Origin of the sequence: Streptomyces sp. NBC_00038 (genome assembly GCF_026343635.1) — a bacterium.
In the GTDB taxonomy this organism is placed as follows: domain Bacteria; phylum Actinomycetota; class Actinomycetes; order Streptomycetales; family Streptomycetaceae; genus Streptomyces.
In genome coordinates this window covers 2877082-2894135 of the sequence record NZ_JAPELQ010000001.1, presented here as the reverse complement: position 1 = coordinate 2894135, position 17054 = coordinate 2877082, and the positions used below count along the sequence as shown (strand labels likewise).

General features: G+C 69.4%; 15 protein-coding genes. All 15 read left to right on the top strand.

Annotation, left to right across the window (positions count from 1 at the left end):
- Positions 1 to 147: 147 nt before the first annotated feature.
- The 15 genes from OG219_RS13295 (at position 148) to OG219_RS13225 (ending at position 16956) form a co-directional block, all read left to right on the top strand.
- Positions 148 to 693, top strand: coding sequence for a septum formation initiator family protein (locus OG219_RS13295; protein WP_266826155.1), 546 nt, complete (start codon positions 148 to 150; stop codon positions 691 to 693).
- 5 nt (positions 694 to 698) lie between these two features.
- The gene (locus tag OG219_RS13290; RefSeq protein WP_323183273.1) at positions 699 to 2651 is read left to right on the top strand and encodes a penicillin-binding protein 2; all 1953 of its coding nucleotides are present in this window, start codon (positions 699 to 701) and stop codon (positions 2649 to 2651) included.
- 187 nt (positions 2652 to 2838) lie between these two features.
- The gene (locus OG219_RS13285; RefSeq protein ID WP_266836084.1) at positions 2839 to 4362 is read left to right on the top strand and encodes a UDP-N-acetylmuramoyl-L-alanyl-D-glutamate--2,6-diaminopimelate ligase; all 1524 of its coding nucleotides are present in this window, start codon (positions 2839 to 2841) and stop codon (positions 4360 to 4362) included.
- A gap of 4 nt (positions 4363 to 4366) precedes the next feature.
- On the top strand, positions 4367 to 5773 hold the full coding sequence (gene murF / locus OG219_RS13280; RefSeq protein ID WP_266826151.1) for a UDP-N-acetylmuramoyl-tripeptide--D-alanyl-D-alanine ligase: 1407 nt from the start codon (positions 4367 to 4369) through the stop codon (positions 5771 to 5773).
- Positions 5770 to 6843 (top strand): phospho-N-acetylmuramoyl-pentapeptide-transferase, encoded by a 1074-nt coding sequence (mraY, locus tag OG219_RS13275; protein WP_266826149.1) that lies wholly within the window; start codon positions 5770 to 5772, stop codon positions 6841 to 6843. The genes murF and mraY overlap by 4 nt, the downstream gene beginning before the upstream one ends.
- Complete coding sequence (gene murD / locus OG219_RS13270) at positions 6825 to 8252, top strand: UDP-N-acetylmuramoyl-L-alanine--D-glutamate ligase (RefSeq protein WP_266826147.1); 1428 nt, start codon at positions 6825 to 6827, stop codon at positions 8250 to 8252. Before mraY ends, murD begins: the two co-directional genes overlap by 19 nt.
- A 146-nt stretch (positions 8253 to 8398) precedes the next feature.
- The gene (gene ftsW, locus OG219_RS13265; protein WP_266826145.1) at positions 8399 to 9763 is read left to right on the top strand and encodes a putative lipid II flippase FtsW; all 1365 of its coding nucleotides are present in this window, start codon (positions 8399 to 8401) and stop codon (positions 9761 to 9763) included.
- A gap of 6 nt (positions 9764 to 9769) precedes the next feature.
- Positions 9770 to 10861: an undecaprenyldiphospho-muramoylpentapeptide beta-N-acetylglucosaminyltransferase gene (gene murG / locus OG219_RS13260; protein ID WP_266826143.1), complete on the top strand. Its 1092-nt coding sequence runs from the start codon at positions 9770 to 9772 to the stop codon at positions 10859 to 10861.
- A 25-nt stretch (positions 10862 to 10886) separates the two neighbouring features.
- Positions 10887 to 11672, top strand: coding sequence for a cell division protein FtsQ/DivIB (locus OG219_RS13255; protein WP_266826141.1), 786 nt, complete (start codon positions 10887 to 10889; stop codon positions 11670 to 11672).
- 275 nt (positions 11673 to 11947) lie between these two features.
- The gene (ftsZ, locus tag OG219_RS13250; protein ID WP_266465270.1) at positions 11948 to 13138 is read left to right on the top strand and encodes a cell division protein FtsZ; all 1191 of its coding nucleotides are present in this window, start codon (positions 11948 to 11950) and stop codon (positions 13136 to 13138) included.
- Positions 13135 to 13872 (top strand): peptidoglycan editing factor PgeF, encoded by a 738-nt coding sequence (pgeF, locus tag OG219_RS13245; RefSeq protein WP_266826139.1) that lies wholly within the window; start codon positions 13135 to 13137, stop codon positions 13870 to 13872. Before ftsZ ends, pgeF begins: the two co-directional genes overlap by 4 nt.
- Positions 13872 to 14597, top strand: coding sequence for a YggS family pyridoxal phosphate-dependent enzyme (locus OG219_RS13240; RefSeq protein ID WP_266826137.1), 726 nt, complete (start codon positions 13872 to 13874; stop codon positions 14595 to 14597). The genes pgeF and OG219_RS13240 overlap by 1 nt, the downstream gene beginning before the upstream one ends.
- Before the next feature lie 130 nt (positions 14598 to 14727).
- Entirely contained in the window at positions 14728 to 15369 is a 642-nt protein-coding gene (locus tag OG219_RS13235) for a cell division protein SepF (RefSeq protein ID WP_266826135.1), read from the top strand.
- A 62-nt stretch (positions 15370 to 15431) separates the two neighbouring features.
- The gene (locus OG219_RS13230) at positions 15432 to 15716 is read left to right on the top strand and encodes a YggT family protein (protein WP_028803186.1); all 285 of its coding nucleotides are present in this window, start codon (positions 15432 to 15434) and stop codon (positions 15714 to 15716) included.
- 46 nt (positions 15717 to 15762) lie between these two features.
- Positions 15763 to 16956 carry a DivIVA domain-containing protein gene (locus tag OG219_RS13225; RefSeq protein WP_266826133.1) on the top strand — a complete coding sequence of 398 codons (1194 nt, stop codon included), beginning with the start codon at positions 15763 to 15765 and terminating at the stop codon, positions 16954 to 16956.
- Positions 16957 to 17054 lie beyond the last annotated feature (98 nt).

Sequence of the window (17054 nt, the reverse complement as noted above, 5' to 3'; positions counted from 1 at the left end):
CCAGACGCGTTGTCGGCGTCCGGGTAGGACATCCGAACTCACGGAGCGGAGCGAGTTGGGGATCCCGACCCGCGAGGTGACATGGGTGGGAGATTCGAACTCGCGGCGCGGCCGTGAGCCGGGAAACCGAACCCGCAGGGAGGGCGCGTGAGCAGGAAACCCGAACTGAGAGGGCGGGCCGCCAGGCTCGCCCGGCTTCTCCCGGCCGGTGCCGGGACGGCCGCCCGTACCCCCTTCGTCCTACTGGTCGTGCTCCTGCTCGGCGGCGGCCTCATCGGGCTCCTCGTGCTGAACTCCGCCCTCAGCGCAGGGTCGTTCCAGCTCGACGACCTGCAGAAGGACACCAAGAGTCTGACCGACGAGGAGCAGGCGCTCCAGCGGGACGTGGACGCCTACGCCGCCCCCGACGCTCTCCAGCGCCGAGCCCGCGAACTGGGCATGGTCCCCGGCGGCGACCCGGCCTTCCTCAACCCGGACGGCACCGTCAAGGGCGTCCCGGGAGCGGCCGCCCAGCAGTCCGCCGCACGTAACCCGGTGGTGCGCCCGCCCGAGGTCCTCGCCCCCGCGCCGAGCCCGACGCCGACCGCGCCCCCGACGCCGACCCCCACCCCGACGCCGTCCACGGCCGCCTCCTTGGCGCAGCCGTCGGCGGCCACCCCGTCCGCACAGCCCTCCACGATTCCCGGCAGGTGACGGAAGTGTCCGACAGGGAACCGCCGCGCCGCCGAGTGCCCGGCCCCGCCAGGCCCGTACGACCCTCGGGCCAGCGGCGTCCGGGCCCCGGCGCCCGCCCCGCGCGCCGCCCGGGCGCGCCGAGGCCGGCCGGCCCCCGTGTCATCAGGCTCGGCAGCCCACGCCCCCGGCTCCGCATGGTCAGTCTCGCGCTGACCCTGGTGATGATCGCCTTCGTAGTGCGGCTGCTCCAGGTGCAGGCCGTGGACGCGAGCACGTATGTCGCCAAGGCCGAGCAGAACCGGTACGTCGGGCGCACGCTGGCCGCCGAACGCGGCGGGATCACGGACCGCAACGGCGTAGAGCTGGCGACCAGCGTGGACGCTTACGACATCACGGCCGACCCCACGATGTTCACGCAGAAGGCCACGAAGACGCCGGACGCGCCCGAGCAGGCCGCGGCGCTGCTCGCCCCGATCCTCGGCCAGGACGCGGAGACGGTCACCAAGAAACTGAAGACGAAGAACACGCGCTACACCCTGCTCGCGAACCGTCAGACCCCTCAGGTCTGGAAGCAGATCAAGGACCTGAGGAGCACGCTCGCGGTCAAGGCCGAGACCGACCCGAGCACGGTCAACGTCCTCGCGGGCATCGTCGCGGTCCCCGCCAGCAAGCGTGTGTACCCGAACGGGGATCTCGCCGCCGGGATACTGGGCTGGGTCAACGCCGACGGCAAGGGCGGCGGCGGGCTCGAACAGGAGCTGAACAAGGAACTGGCCGGCAAGGACGGCGAGATCCGGTACGCGCAGTCCGGGGGCCTTCAGGTGCCCACCGTCGGCTCCACCGAGACACCCGCCGTGGCCGGCTCCGACTTCGAGCTGACCATCGACCGCGACATCCAGTGGGCCGCGCAGAACGCCATCACCGAGCAGGTGAAGGAGTCGAAGGCGGACAGCGGGTACGTGATAGTGCAGGACACGCAGACCGGCGAGATCCTCGCGATGGCCAACTCGCCCGGCTTCGACCCGAACGACCTCTCCCAGGCCGACCCGGCGGCCCTGGGCAACGGGGCCGTCCAGGACGCGTACGAGCCCGGCTCCACCGCCAAGGTCATGTCGATGGCCGCCGTGCTGGAGGAGAACGTCGCCACGCCCGCGACGCATGTGGTCGTCCCCAACCGGCTGCAGCGCGGCGACCGGCTCTTCCAGGACGACATCGACCACCCGACCTGGAACCTGACGCTCAACGGAGTGCTCGCCAAGTCCAGCAACATCGGCACCATCCTGGCGGTCGGCCAGCTCGGCAAGACGCAGACGGAGGCCAACAAGGTCCTCTACTCGTATCTGCGCAAGTTCGGCATCGGCAGCTACACCGGCCTTGACTTCCCCGGCGAGACCAAGGGCATCCTCGCGCCCCCCGAAGACTGGTCGACCTCGCAGCAGTACACGATTCCTTTCGGCCAGGGCGTGTCGCTCACCGCGCTGCAGGCGGCGTCCGTCTACTCGACGATCGCCAACGGCGGCGTACGCGTCGAGCCGACGCTGGTGCGCGGTACGGAAGGGGCCGACGGCCGCTTCACACCCGCCCCCGAGCCCAAGAAGACAAGGGTCGTCAGCGAGAAGACGGCGAAGACCCTCGCCCAGATGCTGGAGTCCGTCGTGGACGACGAGCAGGGCACCGGCACCAAGGCGCGCATTCCCGGCTACCGGGTCGCGGGCAAGACGGGTACGGCCAACCGCGTGGATCCGGCCACCGGCAAGTACAACGGCTACACCTCGTCGTTCGCCGGATTCGCACCCGCCGACAACCCGCGGATCACCGTCTACTGCGCGATCCAGAACGCCACCCAGGGCAGCTACTTCGGCGGCCAGATCTGTGGACCCATCTACAAGGAGGTCATGGAGTTCGCCCTGAAGACTCTTCAGGTACCGCCCACCGGGGCCAAGGCCGCGAATCTCCCCGTGACCTTCACACCCTGATCAGCACGGAAACAGCCAGGAACCGCTCGTGACAACGATCACCCCCGATCCCGGGAACCACGCCGTGCCGCACACCCCGCCGCACGGCCCGTCCACGCCCTCACTTCGCTCCGGCGGGGGTGCGCCCGGTACGCTCACCGCCGTGCCAGACGCTGATCAGTCCCAAACCACCCAGAAGGGCGTTCCTGTGACATATCCGGGGCCGCCACGACCGGTTCAGAACCCCGCCACCCCCCTGGCGGAACTCGCCGATCAGCTGGGTGCCCAGAAGCCGCAGGGCACCGCTGTGGAGGTCACGGGCATCACCCATGACTCCCGCGCCGTGCGCCCCGGCGACCTGTACGCCGCGCTGCCCGGTGCCCGCCTGCACGGCGCCGACTTCGTGACGCAGGCGGCCGGACTCGGCGCCGTCGCCGTGCTGACCGACCCGACGGGCGCCGAACGCGCCGCGGCCACCGGGCTGCCGGTCCTCGTCGTGGACGACCCGCGCGGGCAGATGGGCGAGCTGGCGGCCACGATCTACGGCCACCCCGGGCGCGACCTGCTCCAGATCGGCATCACGGGTACCTCCGGCAAGACGACCACGGCCTACCTCGTCGAGGGCGGCCTGAAGACGGTCCGCTCCACCGGCCTGATCGGCACGGTCGAGATGCGCATCGGCGACGAGCGCATCAAGTCGGAGCGCACGACGCCCGAAGCGACCGACCTCCAGGCGCTGTTCGCGGTCATGCGCGAGCGCGGCGTCGAGGCGGTCGCCATGGAGGTCTCCAGCCACGCGCTGGTCCTCGGCCGGGTCGACGCCTGCATCTTCGACATCGCCGTCTTCAACAACCTCAGCCCGGAACACATGGAGTTCCACTCCGACATGGAGGACTACTTCCGGGCCAAGGCGCAGCTCTTCACGCCCAAACGCAGCAAACTGGGCGTGATCAACCTCGACGACGAGTACGGGCGCCGGCTGGCCAAGGAGGCCACCGTCCCCGTCGTCACCTTCTCCGCCGAGGGGCACCCCGACGCCGACTGGCGCGCCCAGGACGTCGAAGTCGGCCCCATGGACTCGACGTTCACGGCCGTCGGCCCCAAGGGCGAGCGGGTCACCGCCAGGTCGCCGCTCGCGGGCCCCTTCAACGTGGCGAACACGCTCGCCGCGCTCGTCTCCCTCGCCGTGGCCGGACTCGACCCGCAGACCGCCGCCGACGGCATCGCCGCCGTACAGGGCGTACCGGGCCGCCTGGAGCGCGTGGACGCGGGCCAGCCCTATCTGGCCGTCGTCGACTACGCGCACAAGACGGACGCCGTCGAATCGGTCCTGCGCGCGCTGCGCAAGGTGACGGCAGGTCAGCTGCACGTGGTGCTCGGCTGCGGCGGCGACCGCGACAAGACCAAGCGCAAACCCATGGGTGCCGCCGTCGCCCGGCTCGCCGACACCGCCGTACTGACCTCCGACAACCCCCGCTCCGAGGACCCCCTCGCGATCCTCGCCACGATGCTCGCGGGCGCCGCCGAGGTGCCGCAGCACGAGCGCGGCGAGGTCCAGGTCTTCGAGGACCGGGGCGCAGCCATCGCCGCCGCCGTCGCCCGCGCGCGGCCCGGCGACACCGTACTGATCGCGGGCAAGGGCCACGAGCAGGGCCAGGACATCGCCGGGGTGGTGCGTCCCTTCGACGACCGCCAGGTGCTTCGCGAAGCTATCCAGAAGACCCAGGGATGAACTTGTGATCGCCCTCTCCCTCGCCGAGATCGCAGCAGTCGTCGGCGGGCAGACGTACGACATACCGGATCCGGCGGTACAGGTCACCGGACCCGTCGTCATCGACTCCCGACAGGTGAAGGACGGCAGCCTGTTCGCCGCCTTCGTGGGCGAACGCGTGGACGGCCACGACTTCGCCCGGGCGGTCGTCGACGCGGGCGCGGTCGCCGTGCTGGCCTCCCGGCCCGTCGGCGTCCCCGCGATCGTCGTGGCGGACGTACAGACGGCCCTCGGCGCCCTCGCGCGCCATGTCGTCGAACGGCTCGGTGCGACCCTCGTGGCGCTGACCGGTTCGGCCGGCAAGACCAGCACCAAGGACCTCATCGCGCAGGTCCTGCGCAGCAAGGCACCCACGGTCTTCACACCGGGCTCGTTCAACAACGAGATCGGGCTGCCGCTCACCGCGCTCAGCGCCACCGAGCAGACCAGGTTCCTGGTGCTGGAGATGGGCGCCCGCGGCATCGGCCACATCCGGTACCTGACGGAACTCACCCCGCCGCGCATCGGTCTCGTCCTCAACGTCGGCACCGCCCACATCGGGGAGTTCGGCGGCCGCGAGCAGATCGCGCAGGCGAAGGGCGAGCTGGTCGAGGGCCTTCCCGAGGACGGCGCGGCGATCCTCAACGCCGACGATCCCCTCGTACGCGCCATGGCATCCCGTACGAAGGCGCGCGTGATCCTCTTCGGAGAGTCCGACGAAGCGGACGTACGCGCCGAGAACGTCCGTCTCACGGAGAGTGGACAGCCTTCCTTCAGCCTTCGCACACCCTCCGGGTGCAGTGACGTGACCATGCGCCTGTACGGTGAGCACCACGTGTCGAACGCGCTCGCCGCGGCCGCCGTCGCCCATGAGCTGGGCATGTCCGCAGACGAGATCGCAGGTGCGCTCTCCGAGGCGGGCACCCTCTCCCGCTGGCGGATGGAGGTCACCGAGCGCCCGGACGGCGTGACGGTCGTCAACGACGCCTACAACGCGAACCCCGAGTCCATGCGAGCCGCCCTGCGCGCGCTCGCGGCCATGGGCAGAGGGCGTCGTACGTGGGCGGTGCTCGGTCAGATGGCCGAGCTCGGGGACGAGGCGCTCGCCGAGCACGACGCGGTCGGGCGGCTCGCCGTCCGGCTCAACGTCAGCAAGCTCGTCGCGGTCGGGGGCAGGGAAGCGTCCTGGCTCCAACTGGGCGCATATAACGAGGGTTCGTGGGGTGAGGAGTCGGTGCACGTGTCCGACGCACAGGCGGCTGTCGACCTGTTGCGCAGTGAACTGCGCCCAGGGGACGTCGTGCTCGTGAAGGCGTCCCGGTCGGTCGGGCTCGAACGGGTGGCGCTCGCGCTGCTCGACAGCGGCGTTGAGGGTGAGGTTGCCGCCCGATGATGAAGCAGATCCTGTTCGCAGGAGTCATCAGCATGTTTCTGACCCTGATCGGCACCCCGCTGCTGATCAAGCTCCTGGCCCGCAAGGGCTACGGCCAGTACATCCGCGACGACGGCCCGCGCGAGCACCACGCCAAGCGCGGTACGCCGACGATGGGTGGTATCGCCTTCATCCTGGCGACGATCATCGCGTACTTCATGTCCAAGGTGATCACGGGCTACGCGCCGACCTTCTCGGGTCTGCTGGTGCTCGGCCTGATGGCGGGCATGGGCCTGGTCGGCTTCCTGGACGACTACATCAAGATCGTCAAGCGGCGCTCGCTCGGTCTGCGGGCCAAGGCGAAGATGGCCGGGCAGCTGATCGTCGGCATCAGCTTCGCCGTCCTGGCACTGCAGTTCGCGGACAACCGCGGCAACACCCCGGCCTCCACGAAGCTCTCCTTCGTGCAGGACTTCGGCTGGTCCATCGGCCCGGTGCTGTTCGTGGTCTGGGCGCTGTTCATGATCCTGGCCATGTCGAACGGCGTGAACCTGACGGACGGTCTGGACGGCCTCGCCACCGGCGCCGCGACGATGGTGTTCGGCGCCTACACCTTCATCGGTGTCTGGCAGTTCCAGGAGTCCTGCGCCAACGCGCAGACCCTCACCAACCCGGCCGCCTGCTACGAGGTACGAGATCCACTGGACCTCGCGGTCGTCGCCTCGGCCCTGATGGGCGCCTGCTTCGGCTTCCTGTGGTGGAACACCTCGCCGGCCAAGATCTTCATGGGTGACACCGGTTCGCTGGCCCTCGGTGGCGCGCTCGCCGGTCTCGCGATCTGCTCCCGCACGGAGTTCCTGGTCGCGCTCCTCGGCGGTCTCTTCGTCCTGATCACCATGTCGGTCGTCATCCAGGTCGGCTCCTTCCGGATGACCGGCAAGCGAGTCTTCCGAATGGCGCCACTCCAGCACCACTTCGAACTAAAGGGGTGGTCCGAAGTCCTTGTCGTGGTCCGCTTCTGGATCATCCAGGGCATGTGCGTGATCGTGGGTCTGGGCCTCTTCTACGCAGGATGGGCAGCCAAGAAGTGACCAACTGGCAGGGCAGTCACGTCACCGTCGCCGGCCTCGGCGTCTCCGGGATCCCGGCGGCCCGTGTGCTGCACGGCCTCGGCGCGGTCGTCACGGTCGTCAACGACGGCGACGACGAGCGCTCCCGGGCGCAGGCCGCGGACCTGGAGGCGCTCGGCATCACCGTGCGCCTCGGTGACGGCGCCACCCTGCCGGAAGGCACCGAGCTCATCGTCACCACACCCGGCTGGAAGCCGGACAAGCCGCTGTTCGCCGCGGCCGCCGAGGCCGGCGTCCCCGTCTGGGGCGATGTGGAGCTGGCCTGGCGGCTCAGGGGCCCGGACGCGGCTCCATGGCTCGCCGTCACCGGCACCAACGGCAAGACCACCACCGTGCAGATGCTCGCCTCGATCCTGAAGGCGGCAGGGCTGCGTACGGCGGCCGTCGGCAACATCGGGGTCTCGCTCCTCGACGCGGTCCTCGGCGAGGAGACGTACGACGTCCTGGCCGTGGAGCTGTCCAGCTACCAGCTGCACTGGGCGCCCTCGCTGCGCGCCCACTCCGCCGCCGTACTGAACCTCGCGCCCGACCACCTCGACTGGCACGGCTCCATGGAGGCGTACGCCGCCGACAAGGGCCGTATCTACGAAGGCAATCGGGTCGCCTGCGTCTACAACGCGGCCGACAAGGCCACCGAGGACCTGGTCCGCGAGGCGGACGTCGAGGAGGGCTGCCGGGCGATCGGCTTCACCCTCGCCGCGCCTGGGCCCTCCCAACTCGGTGTCGTGGACGGCATCCTGGTCGACCGCGCCTTTGTCGACAACCGGCAGAAGAACGCCCAGGAGCTCGCGGAGGTGTCGGACGTCAATCCGCCCGCCCCGCACAACATCGCCAACGCCCTTGCGGCGGCGGCCCTGGCACGTGCCTTCGGGGTGCCCGCCGCGGCCGTACGGGACGGTCTGCGGGCCTTCCGGCCGGACGCCCACCGCATCTCGCACGTCGCCGATGTGGACAGGGTCGCGTACATCGACGACTCCAAGGCCACCAACACCCATGCGGCGGAAGCCTCTTTGGCCGCGTACGAGTCGATCGTGTGGATCGCGGGCGGGCTCGCCAAGGGCGCGACCTTCGACGAGCTGGTCGCCAAGTCGGCAAAGCGACTTCGGGGTGCCGTGCTGATCGGTGCCGACCGGGCCCTCATCCGGGAAGCGCTCGCGCGACACGCGCCGGAAGTACCGGTCGTCGACCTCGACCGGACCGACACTGGGGCGATGCTCGCGGCGGTTCAGGAGGCGCGGGGGCTCGCTCACGCGGGCGACACGGTGCTGCTGGCGCCGGCTTGCGCCTCCATGGATATGTTCGCCAACTACAACAAGCGCGGTGACGCTTTCGCGGAAGCGGTTCGCGAACTCGGCGCCGCGAGCGCCTGACGGCGGGTCTGAGCCGCTGTCCCGGGCGCCCGGGATCCTTGGGAGCGACGCGTGACGCCATCGTGGTCGGTGCTTCGCCGGCGGCTTTCCGCCGGTGGCACGGCGCTGTGCCAGCCTGTCCCGCCCCGCGGCGACAGGAGCCGCTGATGCCCGGCAGTCGTACCGGCCGCCCCCCTGTCCAGCGGGCCTCGAAGCGGCCCGCCGCCGCCCGGCCCCCGCGCGACAACCCCGTACGCACCCTCTACGTACGCGCCCGCAAAGCCTGGGACCGGCCGCTGACCGCGTACTACCTGATCCTCGGCGGCAGTCTGCTGATCACCGTGCTCGGCCTTGTGATGGTCTACTCGGCCTCGCAGATCACGGCGCTCCAGCTGTCGCTGCCGGGGTCCTACTTCTTCCGGAAGCAGTTCCTGGCGGCCTGTATCGGTGGCGTGCTGCTCTTCGTCGCCTCGCGGATGCCGGTGCGGCTGCACCGGGCGCTGGCGTATCCGATGCTGGCGGGCTCCGTCTTCCTGATGATCCTGGTGCAGGTGCCGGGGATAGGAGTGGCGGTCAACGGCAACCAGAACTGGATCTCCGTCGGCGGCCCCTTCCAGCTGCAGCCCAGCGAGTTCGGCAAGCTCGCGCTCGTGCTGTGGGGCGCCGACCTGCTCGCCCGCAAACAGGACAAGCGGCTGCTGACGCAGTGGAAGCACATGCTGGTGCCGCTGGTTCCGGTGGCCTTCATGCTGCTCGGGCTGATCATGCTCGGCGGCGACATGGGCACGGCGATCATCCTCACGGCCATCCTCTTCGGGCTGCTGTGGCTGTCCGGAGCGCCCACCCGGCTCTTCGCGGGTGTGCTGTCCATCGCCTTGACGCTCGGTTTCATCCTCATCAAGACCAGCCCGAACCGGATGGGCCGCCTCGCCTGCATCGGTGCCACCGACCCCGGCCCCAACGACCAGTGCTGGCAGGCCGTGCATGGTATCTACGCCCTCGCCTCCGGCGGGCTCTTCGGGTCGGGGCTCGGCGCCAGTGTGGAAAAATGGGGCCAACTGCCCGAAGCGCACACGGACTTCATCTTCGCCGTCACCGGGGAGGAACTGGGCCTGGCGGGGACGCTGTCGGTGCTCGCCCTCTTCGCGGCTCTAGGCTATGCGGGTATCCGCGTGGCCGGACGCACGGAGGACCCCTTCGTGAGGTATGCCGCGGGAGGCGTGACCACCTGGATCACGGCGCAGGCCGTGATCAACGTCGGTGCGGTGCTCGGTCTGCTGCCGATCGCCGGTGTCCCGCTCCCGCTGTTCTCCTACGGGGGTTCCGCCCTGCTGCCGACCATGTTCGCCATCGGGTTGCTGATCGCCTTCGCGCGCGAGGACCCCGCCGCGCGGGCGGCGCTCGCGATGCGGCAGCCTCGCTTTGGCAGAAAGCGGGCTGCGGTGAGAGGCTCCGCGGGGGCCGCGGGGCCTCGGAGATGGAACACAATGCGACGGCGTGCCTCGGCGGCGCGTTCGTCCGGAGAGCGGTGAATTTCGGTGCATGTCGTACTCGCCGGCGGGGGGACCGCCGGCCACATCGAGCCCGCGCTGGCCCTCGCGGATGCCCTGCGCAGGCAGGACCCGACCGTGGGGATCACGGCTCTGGGCACGGAGCGCGGCCTTGAGACCCGACTCGTACCCGAGCGGGGCTACGATCTCGCGCTGATTCCCGCCGTCCCGCTGCCGCGCAAGCCCACCCCCGAGCTGATCACCGTCCCCGGGCGGCTGCGCGGCACCATCAAGGCGGCCGAGCAGATCCTGGAGCGCACCAAGGCGGACGCGGTCGTCGGCTTCGGCGGCTATGTCGCGCTGCCCGGCTACCTCGCGGCCAAGCGCCTCGGTGTGCCGATCGTCATCCACGAGGCCAACGCCCGGCCAGGCCTGGCCAACAAGATCGGTTCGCGGTACGCGGCCCAGGTCGCCGTCTCGACGCCCGACAGCAAGCTCCGCGGCGCCCGCTACATCGGCATCCCGCTGCGCCGCTCCATCGCCACCCTCGACCGGGCCGCCGTACGCCCCGAGGCCCGCGCCGCGTTCGGCCTCGACCCCGCGCTGCCGACCCTGCTCGTCTCGGGCGGCTCCCAGGGCGCCCGCCACCTCAACGAGGTCGTCGAGCGGGTCGCTCCCTACCTCCAGCAGGCCGGTATCCAGATCCTGCACGCGGTCGGCCCGAAGAACGAACTGCCGCAGGTCCACCAGATGCCGGGAATGCCCCCTTACATCCCGGTACCGTATGTGGACCGGATGGACCTCGCGTACGCCGCGGCCGACATGATGCTCTGCCGCGCGGGCGCGATGACCGTCGCCGAACTCTCCGCCGTCGGGCTCCCCGCCGCCTACGTCCCGCTGCCCATCGGCAACGGCGAACAGCGGCTGAACGCCCAGCCGGTGGTCAAGGCCGGCGGCGGACTCCTTGTCGACGACGCGGAACTGACGCCCGAGTGGATCCAGGGCAACGTCCTGCCCGTGCTCGGCGACCCGCACCGGCTGTACGAGATGTCCCGCGCCGCCAGCGAGTTCGGCCGCAGGGATGCCGACGACCTGCTCGTCGGCATGGTGTACGAGGCGATCGCCTCACGCCACCGCTAGGAACGTATGAGGGAAGGCAGGGAGCGTGGCCGGACCGACGACCGCCGAGCGCGGTGAACGGCAGAAGCTGGAGTCCGGCCCGCCCCGGCCGCCGCGTATCGGGCGGTTGCCCAGGCCTCGTACGCTCATCATCCTTATGATCGCCGCGGTGTTGCTCGGCGCCGCCTCCGTGTGGGTCCTCTACGGCTCGAGTTGGCTGCGCGTGGAGCGTGTTTCGGCCTCCGGGATGCGGGTGCTGACGGATCAGCAAGTGCGAGAAGCCGCCGGTGTTCCGGTCGGATCCCCGCTGATTTCCGTCGACACCGAGGCCATTGAGGAACGGCTGCGCCGGAAATTGCCCCGAATTGACTCGGTTGATGTCGTCCGATCCTGGCCGCATGGAATCGGACTGAAAGTGACCGAGCGCACCCCGGTCCTGATTGAAGAAAAGGGCGGAAAGTTCGTCGAAGTGGACGCCAAGGGCGTGCGATTCGCGACGGTTTCGGATGCTCCGAAGAGCGTGCCCCTGCTGGAATTGACAGTGTCTCAGTCGGCAGGCCTGCGCCGCTTCGGGACCGACCGGCTGGTGCGCGAGGCCGTGACGGTCGCCGGTGACATTCCGGCCGCCGTCGCCCGCGACACCCAGGTCGTCAAGGTCCGTTCCTACGACTCCATCTCACTGGAGTTGAAGGGCGGCCGCACCGTCGAGTGGGGGAGTGGCGAGAAGGGCGCCGCGAAGGCGCGTACGCTCACCGCTCTCATGAAAGCCGCTCCCGGGGCGCGGCACTTCGACGTAAGTGTTCCCACCGCCCCTGCGTCATCGGGGAGTTGACGCACATCTGCGCAGGCCAGCACCCTGGTTGGGCACTGCTACGGCTGATCACATAGGGTGAAAAGAAAAACGGGAGGTTCGGCGTGTTCGTTGAACGTGCGCCACTTGTCGACTTAGTGTCCTGTTCGGAAGAGTCCAAGGAACAGACACACTGGTAACCCTAAACTTCAACGTTAGGGTTCGGGTCGGCGTTCGGACCGTCCCATTCGGCATCAGTCGTCGGATCGCGAGCGTGCGAGGCGACGACACGTAACTCGAGGCGAGAGGCCTTCGACGTGGCAGCACCGCAGAACTACCTCGCAGTCATCAAAGTCATCGGTGTCGGCGGCGGTGGTGTCAATGCCATCAACCGGATGATCGAGGTCGGTCTCAAGGGCGTCGAGTTCATCGCCATCAACACCGACGCGCAAGCTCTGTTGATGAGCGACGCCGACGTCAAGCTCGACGTCGGCCGCGAACTCACCCGCGGACTCGGCGCCGGAGCCAACCCGGCCGTCGGCCGCAAGGCGGCCGAGGACCACCGCGAGGAGATCGAGGAGGTCCTCAAGGGGGCCGACATGGTCTTCGTGACGGCCGGCGAGGGCGGCGGCACCGGCACCGGCGGCGCACCCGTCGTGGCCAACATCGCCCGCTCGCTGGGCGCCCTCACCATCGGCGTGGTCACGCGCCCGTTCACCTTCGAGGGACGGCGCCGGGCCAACCAGGCGGAGGACGGCATCGCCGAACTCCGCGAAGAGGTCGACACCCTCATCGTCATCCCGAACGACCGGCTGCTGTCCATCTCGGACCGCCAGGTCTCCGTCCTCGACGCCTTCAAGTCGGCGGACCAGGTCCTGTTGTCGGGTGTTCAGGGCATCACCGATCTCATCACCACGCCCGGTCTGATCAACCTCGACTTCGCCGACGTCAAGTCCGTGATGTCCGAGGCGGGTTCGGCCCTCATGGGCATCGGCTCGGCGCGCGGCGACGACCGCGCGGTGGCGGCGGCCGAGATGGCGATCTCCTCGCCGCTCCTGGAAGCCTCCATCGACGGCGCCCGTGGCGTGCTGCTCTCCATCTCCGGCGGCTCCGACCTCGGTCTCTTCGAGATCAACGAGGCCGCCCAGCTGGTGAGCGAGGCAGCGCACCCCGAGGCCAACATCATCTTCGGTGCGGTCATCGACGACGCCCTCGGCGACGAGGTGCGGGTCACCGTCATCGCCGCCGGCTTCGACGGCGGTCAGCCGCCCTCGAAGCGGGACACCGTCCTGGGGTCGTCCTCGGCCAAGCGCGAGGAGCCCACTCCGGTGCGGTCCTCCGACAGCCGTCCGTCCTTCGGCTCCCTCGGCAGCGTCACGCCGAAGGAGACGTCGGCGCCCGCCCCGGAACCGGTGAACGAGATTCCGGTCTCCCCGCCGGTCCCGCCGTCCCGCTCGTACTCGGACAGCGCGGCCGAGGAGCTGGACGTGCCGGACTTCCTGAAGTGATAGGACAGCGCTCCGGAACGAGCACAGTGAGCGGCGCGCACTTCGTCTTCACCGACAGGTGGGGCGGGGTGAGCGCCGTTCCGTACGAGGAGCTCAACCTCGGCGGAGCGGTCGGCGACGACCCCGCCGCCGTACGCACCAATCGTGAACTGGCCGCCAAGTCACTGGAACTGGATCCGGCCAGGGTGGTCTGGATGAACCAGGTGCACGGCAGCGACGTCGCCGAGGTCGGCGGGCCGTGGACCACGCGGCTCACCCCGCCGGTCGACGGTCTGGTGACCACCACCCGGGGCCTCGCCCTCGCCGTGCTCACCGCCGACTGCGTCCCGGTCCTGCTCGCCGATCCGGTCGCCGGAGTGGTCGCCGCCGCGCACGCGGGGCGGCCCGGCATGGTCGCCGGGATCGTGCCCGAGGCCATCGAGGCCATGGAGTCGCTCGGCGCGGAGCCCGCGCGCATCGTCGCCCGCACCGGTCCCGCCGTCTGCGGCCGTTGCTACGAAGTGCCGGAAGCGATGCGCGCCGAAGTCGCCGCCGTCGAACCCGCGGCGTACGGCGAGACGAGCTGGGGTACACCGGCGGTCGACGTGGTCGCCGGAGTGCACGCGCAGCTGGAACGGCTCGGGGTCCACGACCGGGAGCGGTCGCCGGTGTGCACGCTCGAATCGCGGGATCACTTCTCCTACCGTCGCGACCGCACCACGGGGCGGCTCGCGGGATATGTCTGGCTGGACTGATGGGCATGACGGACCGTAAGGCTCAACTCGCCGCAAATCTGGCGAAGGTGGAAGAGCGCATCGCGGCGGCGTGCGCGGCCGCCGGGCGCAAGCGTGAAGAGGTGACCCTGATCGTGGTCACCAAGACCTACCCCGCCAGTGATGTGCGGATCCTGTCGGAACTCGGTGTGCGGCACGTCGCCGAGAACCGCGATCAGGACGCGGCGCCCAAGGCGGTGGAATGTTCCGATCTGCCCCTTTCATGGCATTTCGTCGGTCAGTTGCAGACCAACAAGGTGCGTTCCGTGGTCGGTTACGCGGATCTCGTGCAGTCCGTCGATCGTTCCAAGCTCGTCACGGCTCTGTCGAAGGAGGCGGTGCGGGTGGAGCGCGAGGTGGGGTGTCTCATCCAGGTCGCGCTGGACGCGGAGGAGGACGGCCGGGGAGAGCGGGGAGGCGTGGGAGTCGGTGGAATCGAAGAGTTGGGCGACCTCGTCGCGAACGCTCCGGGGCTCCGGCTCGACGGGCTGATGACCGTCGCGCCGCTCACCGGGATCTACGCGGGACGCCAACAAGCGGCGTTCGAGCGGCTGATGGATTTGTCGACTGCTATGCGCCGCACGCATCCTGCTGCGAACATGGTGTCCGCAGGGATGAGTACGGACCTCGAACAAGCCGTGGCGGCCGGAGCGACACATGTACGCGTCGGTACTGCGGTACTCGGAGTCCGACCCAGGCTCGGGTAACGTCGCCAAGAAGTCGGACCACAGCAGAAAATATGGTCATTACCGCCGATGGGCGGGCATAACGACCTCGTGGATCGCGGGCACTTGGCAACTCGTCAGCCGATCCACCACAGAGCGGAGGACTCAGAGCATGGCCGGCGCGATGCGCAAGATGGCGGTCTACCTCGGCCTCGTGGAGGACGATGGGTACGACGGCAGGGGATTCGACCCCGATGACGACTTCGAGCCCGAGCTCGACCCTGAGCCCGAGCGGGACCGTCGACGGCATGAGCCGTCGCATCAGTCACACCAGGCGCATCAGTCCCAACGGGACGAATCGGTACGAGTGGTGCAGCCTCCGGCGCAGCGCGATCCGGTGCCGCATTCCGCTTCGCTGGCCGCGGAATCCGGGCGTCCGGCGCGAATCGCCCCCGTGGCGTCCATCACACAAGAACGTCAAAGCATGGAGAAGAACGCCCCGGTGATCATGCCCAAGGTCGTGTCCGAGCGAGAGCCTTACCGGATCACCACATTGCACCCCCGGACCTACAACGAGGCCCGTACCATCGGGGAACACTTCCGTGAGGGCACCCCGGTGATCATGAATCTGACTGAGATGGATGACACAGATGCGAAGCGACTTGTCGACTTTGCGGCCGGTTTGGTGTTTGGTCTCCACGGCAGCATCGAGCGGGTGACGCAGAAGGTGTTCCTGTTGTCGCCTGCTAACGTCGATGTCACGGCGGAGGACAAGGCTCGTATCGCAGAGGGCGGGTTCTTCAACCAGAGCTGAGACGCTGGACCGGAGTCAAGGTACGGAAACGTACGGAAACAGGGGAGAGGGAAGCACGGATCATGAGCGTGGTCGGGCAGGTTCTCTACATCGCGCTGATGTGTTTCCTCATCGTGCTGATCTTCCGGTTGGTCATGGACTACGTCTTCCAGTTCGCCCGCTCATGGCAGCCCGGCAAGGCGATGGTGGTCGTTCTGGAGGCCACCTACACTGTCACCGATCCACCGCTCAAGCTTCTGCGGCGGTTCATTCCGCCGCTGCGTCTCGGGGGCGTGGCGCTCGACCTGTCCTTCTTCGTACTGATGATCATCGTCTACATCCTGATCTCCGTCGTGAGCCGGCTGTGAACGATACGGTCTTGCCGAATGCCGACGACTACGTTGAGGTGAAGAGATGCCGTTGACCCCCGAGGACGTGCGGAACAAGCAGTTCACGACCGTCCGCCTCCGAGAAGGCTATGACGAGGACGAGGTCGATGCCTTCCTCGATGAGGTCGAAGCCGAACTGACTCGCTTGCTCCGCGAGAACGAGGACCTGCGCGCCAAACTGGCGGCGGCCACGCGCGCGGCTGCGCAGAACCAGCAGCAGGGCATGCGCAAGCCCCCCGAGCAGCAGGACCAGCAGCAGGGCCCGCCGCAGGGTATGCGCGGTCCGGGTGCCCCCGTGCCCGCCGGCATATCGGGCCCGCCGCAGCAGCAGATGGGCGGCCCCATGGGCGGCCCGCCCCAGCTGCCGAGCGGTGCGCCGCAGCTGCCCGCCGGTCCCAGTGGCCAGGGTGGTCCGCAGGGCCAGGGCCCCATGGGTCAGGGTCCGATGGGTGGGCCGATGGGCCAGGGCCCGATGGGTCAGCAGGGTCCCGGCCAGCAGATGCAGCAGCACCCTGGCCAGATGCAGCCGCAGATGCAGCAGCAGATGGGTGGCCCGATGGGCGGACCCATGGGTGGCCCCATGGGCGGTCACGGCCCGCAGATGGGTCAGCCCGGTCAGGGTCCCGGTGGCGACAGCGCCGCCCGCGTCCTCTCGCTGGCCCAGCAGACCGCCGACCAGGCGATCGCCGAGGCCCGCTCCGAGGCCAACAAGATCGTCGGCGAGGCCCGCAGCCGTGCCGAGGGCCTGGAGCGCGACGCGCGCGCCAAGGCCGACGCGCTGGAGCGGGACGCCCAGGAGAAGCACCGCGTCGCGATGGGCTCCCTGGAGTCCGCCCGTGCCACGCTGGAGCGCAAGGTCGAGGATCTGCGCGGCTTCGAGCGCGAGTACCGCACCCGGCTGAAGTCCTACCTCGAGTCCCAGCTGCGTCAGCTGGAGACCCAGGCCGATGACTCGCTGGCTCCGCCGCGGACTCCGGCTGCCGCGTCGCTGCCGTCGCCTTCCGCGCCCTCCATGGCTCCGGCCGGTGCGAGTGCGCCGTCCTACGGTGGGCCGATGGGTGGCGGTCCGGCTCCGGCCGGCCCCTCCTACGGTGGGCAGCAGCAGATGTCTCCGGCGATGACGCAGCCGATGGCGCCGGTGCGGCCGCAGGGGCCGTCGCCGATGCAGCAGGCTCCCTCGCCGATGCGTGGGTTCCTCATCGACGAGGACGACAACTGACGGCCTGCGGTACGCCTTAGGCGTCGGCAGCGTTCAGGGCGGGGCCCCCGGTTTCGGGGGCCCCGCCCTTTTGCGCGTCTTCCTTGCGGGCAGCTGTG

What these genes read in the sequence shown, in the direction of transcription:
- OG219_RS13235 (WP_266826135.1), top strand. Translation starts at nt 14,728, where the DNA reads ATGGCCGGCGCGATGCGCAAGATGGCGGTCTACCTCGGCCTCGTGGAG.
- OG219_RS13225 (WP_266826133.1), top strand. Translation starts at nt 15,763, where the DNA reads ATGCCGTTGACCCCCGAGGACGTGCGGAACAAGCAGTTCACGACCGTC.
- murD (WP_266826147.1), top strand. Translation starts at nt 6,825, where the DNA reads ATGGGCAGCCAAGAAGTGACCAACTGGCAGGGCAGTCACGTCACCGTC.
- mraY (WP_266826149.1), top strand. Translation starts at nt 5,770, where the DNA reads ATGATGAAGCAGATCCTGTTCGCAGGAGTCATCAGCATGTTTCTGACC.
- OG219_RS13230 (WP_028803186.1), top strand. Translation starts at nt 15,432, where the DNA reads ATGAGCGTGGTCGGGCAGGTTCTCTACATCGCGCTGATGTGTTTCCTC.
- OG219_RS13240 (WP_266826137.1), top strand. Translation starts at nt 13,872, where the DNA reads ATGGGCATGACGGACCGTAAGGCTCAACTCGCCGCAAATCTGGCGAAG.
- ftsW (WP_266826145.1), top strand. Translation starts at nt 8,399, where the DNA reads ATGCCCGGCAGTCGTACCGGCCGCCCCCCTGTCCAGCGGGCCTCGAAG.